The sequence below is a fragment of the Cellulosimicrobium cellulans genome, assembly GCF_042723955.1.
In the GTDB taxonomy this organism is placed as follows: Bacteria; Actinomycetota; Actinomycetes; order Actinomycetales; family Cellulomonadaceae; genus Cellulosimicrobium; species Cellulosimicrobium cellulans_H.
Genome location: NZ_JBHXIC010000153.1, coordinates 1 through 5226, shown reverse-complemented (window position 1 = coordinate 5226; position 5226 = coordinate 1). Strand labels below are relative to the sequence as shown.

Here is a 5226-nt window from a genome sequence, read left to right as displayed (position 1 = left end):
GCCGCCCCCGCGGGGGGGGGAGCGGTCGAGGGGGGGGGGCGGCGGGCGGCCGAGCGCGCCCCCCCGCCCCCCACCGCCCCCCCCCCGACCCGGTAGGGCCCGCGGGGTCCGCGGAGGACACCGGTCAGGCCGGCGCGGGGGCGTCGGACTCGGACTCGGACTCGGACTCGGCCTTCGCCTGACCGGCGGAGCCCCGCTTCGTCGAGGCGCCCGACCGGTCCTGCTGGGCCGGCTCCTCGGCGACGACCGGGAACTCCGCCGTCATGAGCGTCGCCGCCCGCGCCTGCTGTGCGGGCGTGCCCGCGGGCACCGCCGCCTTCTTCGGGGCGGGAGCCTTCGCGGCCTCGGCCTCGCCGCCCAGGAGCCCTCGCAGCTCGTCGAGGTAGGTGTTGATCGAGTCGTGCTGGCGCGTGAGGTCCTCGAGCTGGCGCTGGGCCACGTTGCGCTGCTGCTCGGCCTCCGCCTTCGCGTCGCTCACCGTCTGGTCCGCGAACGACCGCGCCTCGGCGACGATCTGGTCGGCGTTGCGACGGGCCGTCGACATGAGGTCCTTGACGTACGCGTCGGACTCCCGGCGGACCTTCTCGGCCTGCTCCAGCGCGAGCGCGACGCGCTTCTCGGCCTCCGCCGCGTGCTCCTCCGCCGTGGAGACCAGCTTCTCCGTCTCGGCCTTGGCGGCGGCGTGCCGCTCCGCGTTCTCGCGCTCCGCCTCCTCGCGGCGACGCACGACCTCGAGCTCGGCGTCGGCGAGCGCGGTGCGGGCCTTGTCGCGCAGCTCCTCCATCTCCGACGTGACCGCGTTGGCGGCCTCGGTCGCCTTCCGCTGCGCCTCGTCGACCTGGCGCTGCGCCTCGCGGCGCGCGTTCTCCAGGAGCTCGGCGGACTCGCGCTCGGCGGACTCGCGCTGGGCGGCGGTCTCCGCCGCCACGCGGGCGCGCAGCTCGGCGGCCTCGCGCTCGGTGGTGACGCGCAGCTCCGTCGTCTCGCGCTCTGCCGTCGCCTTCAGCGTCCCGAGCTCGCGCTCGAGCGACGCGCGGCGCTCGCTCTCCTCGGTGGCGATGGCGCTCTGGATGCGCGCGGCCTCGCGCTCGGCGGAGCCGACGAACTCCTCGGCCCGGCGCTGGGCGCTGAGCAGCGTGCCCTCGGCCTCCGACGCGCTCGTGGCGCGGACCTCCTCGGACTCGAGCCGCGCGCTGTTCAGGAGCTCGGCGACCTCGTTCTCGGCGCGGGAGCGCACCTGCCCGGCCGAGAGCTTGGCGCGCGCCATGATGTCGGCGGCCTGGGCGTTGGCCTGGGAGAGGATGTCCGCGGACTGCTCCTCCGCCGAGCGCATGAGCTGCTCGATGCGGGAGCCGAGGCCGGCGTACGAGGGGCGTTCCGCCTCGCGGAGCTGCCGCTGCGCGTCGGAGAGCTCGCTCGTGAGCTGCATGGCGCGGGCGTCCGCGGCCTCGACGCGCGAGCGCGCGTCCTCCACGGCCTTCTCCAGCTTCGCGAGCTGGGCCTCGACCTGGACGCGGTCGTACCCGCGCATCGTGATGGGGAAGAGCGTGCGCTCGTCGGACACGTCGATGACCTCCGGTGCTGGTTCGTCGCGGCCTCCGCCGCCGGGCGGCGTCCCCTCCCGAGGAGGGCGGGCGCGGCGGTCGTGCCACGGCCCCGCCGTGCTCCGACCAGGATACGGGGATCGGGCTGTCCTGAATACCCGGATTGGAGTGGGTGAGACGATGGTCGCAGTGCTGCGGGGCGGAGGGCACGGCAGGACGTGGCCATCCGGTTCGGGGGCCTCGCGCACGGCCTTCCTGAAGGTCGGCTGACGAGCGTGGGACCGTGGGGAGAGAGGCTCGTGAACGGATCGTGAGGATCCGTGCACGATCCTCCGCGGTCGATCTACGAGGGGTTTCGCACCTATTCTGGAACGTCGATCGACGAAGGGAAGCTCGGTGCTGCAACGAATCATCGCCGCCCTCCTGCTGGTGGGAGGGCTGGTCGCCGTCGGCCTCGGCGTCGCGTCCGCCACCGTGTGGCGGGACAGCGACACGGTCGTGGCGACCACGGCCTACACGGGGGACGGCACCATGCTCGTCACCGAGCCCGGGGTCCTGGACATCGTGGCCGAGGACGTGACGATCCGTGCCACGGCACCGGGCGAGCAGCAGGTCACCCTCGCGATCGGCCGCGAGGTGGACGTGACCGGCTGGGTCGGGGAGGACGCCCACGGCGTGGTCACCGGGCTCAGCGACTGGGACGCCCTCGCGACCCGTGCGGCCGAGCCGGCCGCCACGGAGGAGCCGGCCGAGGGCGAGACGCCCGCCGAGGGTGAGAGCCCCGCCGAGGGGGAGACCCCGGCCGAGGAGGCTCCCGCCGACGGCGAGACGCCTGCTGACGGCGAGGCCGCCGAGGGGGAGACCCCCGCGGACGGCGAGAGCCCCGCCGAGGGCGAGACCCCGGCCGAGACCACGGTCGTCGGCGTCGACCCTGCCGGGTCGGACATGTGGTTCGAGGAGTCGACGGGTGCGGGCTCGGCGAGCCTGCGCTGGTCCGACCAGCCCGGCCGCTGGCAGCTTCTCGTGGCCGGTGTCGGGGAGGGCGCCGTCGCCCCGACGCTCGAGCTCTCCTGGCCGCGCCAGGTCGAGACCCCGTTCCTGTGGCCCGGCGTGATCGGCGGTGCGGTCCTCATCCTCCTCGGCCTCGGCATCGGCGCGGCGAGCCTGCGGCCCAAGCGCCGCGGTCCGTCGGGACGCGGCACCGCCACGTCGGCCACCCCCGCGGTCGCACCGGTGGCCTCGCCGCAGACGCCGACGGCCGAGCGCGACCCCGGTGAGAACGGTGGCGAGGCGCCGACCGACACGGCACAGGTGCGCATGCTCACGCGGCGCGAGCTGCGCGAGCGCGAGGAGGCGGACCGCCTCGCCCAGCAGCAGTCCCGCGCCCAGAAGCCGCGGCGCGCGTGGCTCACCGGCCAGATCCCGATCGTCGCGCGGGGCGAGCGGCGGCCCAAGACCGCGGCGCAGCCGGCCGTCGACGCGGGGGACGGGCACGCGACCACCCAGGACAGCGCGACGACGCGTGCCGACGCCTGGCGTCGGGCGTGGGGGTTCACCCCGGGCAGCACGGGGACGGGCGAGGCGCCCGACCCGCAGCGCGACACGGACGAGACGAAGGACAGCACCCGATGATCAGCACCACCCGCGACACGGCACGCCCACGCGGCGCGCGCCGTCACCTCGCCGGGGTGGCCGGCGGTCTGGTCGGCGCGCTCCTGCTCGCCGCCTGCTCCGCCCCGCTGCCGACGGCGCAGCCCGACCCGACCCAGGACCCGGCACCTCCCGTCCTCTCCGAGGCGCAGGAGACCGTGGTGCTCGATGCGGTCGCCTCCGCGCTCGCCGCGGCGAGCGAGGCGAACGACCCCAAGCAGCTCGAGGGCCGCGTCACCGGCCCGGCGCTCGCCATCCGCACGAGCCAGCTCGCCGTCGCGGCCGCACGCGGCAACGCGGACCTCGTCACCGAACTGCCGACCGAGGCCCAGCAGGTCGTCATCCCGACGACGCAGACCTGGCCCCGCACCTCGTACGCCGTCAGCGTCCAGCCCGAGAGCCTCCAGACGCCCCGCCTGTCCGTGCTCGAGCAGGCCGGCGCGCGGGATCCCTACCAGCTCTGGGCGTGGGTCCGGCTGCTCCCCGGCGTGACGATGCCGAGCTTCGCGGACCCGAGCATCGGGAGCGAGGCCGTCGCGCCCGACGACTCGAGCCTCCTCGTCACGCCCACGGACGCCGTCGCGCAGTACGCCGACGTGCTCAACCTCGGGACGGGCTCCGGCTACGCCGAGGCGTTCGAGGACGACTCCTTCCGGACGCTGCTCGCCGAGCGCGCCCAGGCCTGGACCACGGCGCTCGAGCCCGCGGCCGGCAAGTACGCGCTGACGTTCACCCCGAACGCCGACGAGCAGGTCCGCGCGGTCCGCACTGCGGACGGGGGCGCGCTCGTGGTCGGAGCCATGACGTCGGCGGAGTCCATGACGGCCGAGGAGGGCGCGCAGGTCCCGCCCGACACCGAGACGATCAAGGCGCTGTACGGGGACAAGACCCCGACGAACGTGCTCAAGGTCGGGTACCAGGACGTCGTCGCGCTCTACGTCCCGCCCGCCGGGTCGGAGGAGAAGATCCGCGTCGTGGGCAACGAGCACGTCGCGACGTCCGTCGCCAACAGCTGACCCTCCCTAGGATTGCGTCCATGAGCGAACCTACCCAGCAGCCCGCGTTCGACGTGCGCGGAGCGGTCGACCTGTCCGCGCTGAACCGGCCGCAGTCCCCGCCGCCGGGGGAGGAGGGCGGCGCGCCCGCGGCCGGCGGCTACGTCGTCGACGTCACGGACGAGACGTTCGGCCAGCTCGTCCAGGACTCGACGCAGTACCCGGTCGTCGTCCTGCTCTGGATCCCGACCGACCAGGCGAACGCCCAGCTCGGCACGGACCTCGGCGCGCTGGCCGACGAGTACGCGGGCCGCTTCCTCCTGGCCCGCGTCGACGCCCAGGCGTACCCGCAGATCACGGCCGCGTTCCAGGTCCAGGGCGTCCCGACCGTCGTCGCGATCCTCCAGGGCCAGCCGGTGCCGCTGTTCCAGGGCGCCGCGCCCGTGGAGCAGGTGCGCTCGGTGATCGACCAGGTGCTCCAGGCCGCCGAGGCGAACGGCGTCACCGGGCGGGTGCCGTCCCAGGGGGGCGACGGCGAGCCGGTGCCCGCCGAGCCGGCCCCGGAGCCCGAGCCCGAGCTCCCGCCGCTGCACCAGGAGGCGTACGACGCGATCGAGCGCGACGACCTCGACGCCGCGGTCGCGGCCTACGAGAAGGCGATCAAGCAGGACCCGCGCGACGCGCTCGCCGTCGCCGGCCTCGCCCAGGTCCGCCTCCTCCGGCGCACGCGCGACGCCGACCTCGCGACGGTCCGCGCCGCGGCCGCCGCCGCACCGCAGGACGTCGACGCCCAGCTCGCCATCGCCGACCTCGACATCCTCGGCGGTCACGTCGACGACGCGCTCGGCCGGCTCCTGGAGATGCTGCCGGGCGCCGACGCCGACGCCAAGGAGAAGCTCCGCGTGCGCCTCCTTGACTACTTCGAGGTCGTCGGCCCCACCGACCCCCGCGTCGGCAAGGCCCGCCAGCGCCTCGCGATCAGCCTCTACTGACGCACCCGCGCCACAGCCGACGGCGGCCGGTCACCGTGAGGTGAC

4 protein-coding genes are annotated in these 5226 nt (G+C 75.4%); 3 read left to right on the top strand and 1 reads right to left on the bottom strand.

Annotation, left to right across the window (positions count from 1 at the left end; all coding sequences use genetic code 11):
• Window positions 1–124: 124 nt before the first annotated feature.
• Window positions 125–1564, bottom strand: coding sequence for a coiled-coil domain-containing protein (locus ACFWH7_RS20700; protein WP_378219515.1), 1440 nt, complete (start codon window positions 1562–1564; stop codon window positions 125–127).
• Window positions 1565–1940: 376 nt separating this feature from the next.
• Here ACFWH7_RS20700 and ACFWH7_RS20695 point away from each other — a divergent pair, with 376 nt between their 5' ends.
• From ACFWH7_RS20695 to ACFWH7_RS20685, 3 genes are read left to right on the top strand one after another with little or no spacing between them, the layout of a single operon-like run.
• Window positions 1941–3176: a hypothetical protein gene (locus ACFWH7_RS20695; protein ID WP_378219513.1), complete on the top strand. Its 1236-nt coding sequence runs from the start codon at window positions 1941–1943 to the stop codon at window positions 3174–3176.
• Window positions 3173–4210 (top strand): hypothetical protein, encoded by a 1038-nt coding sequence (locus ACFWH7_RS20690; RefSeq protein WP_378219511.1) that lies wholly within the window; start codon window positions 3173–3175, stop codon window positions 4208–4210. The genes ACFWH7_RS20695 and ACFWH7_RS20690 overlap by 4 nt, the downstream gene beginning before the upstream one ends.
• 20 nt (window positions 4211–4230) lie before the next feature.
• Complete coding sequence (locus ACFWH7_RS20685; RefSeq protein ID WP_378219509.1) at window positions 4231–5181, top strand: co-chaperone YbbN; 951 nt, start codon at window positions 4231–4233, stop codon at window positions 5179–5181.
• Window positions 5182–5226: the final 45 nt, after the last annotated feature.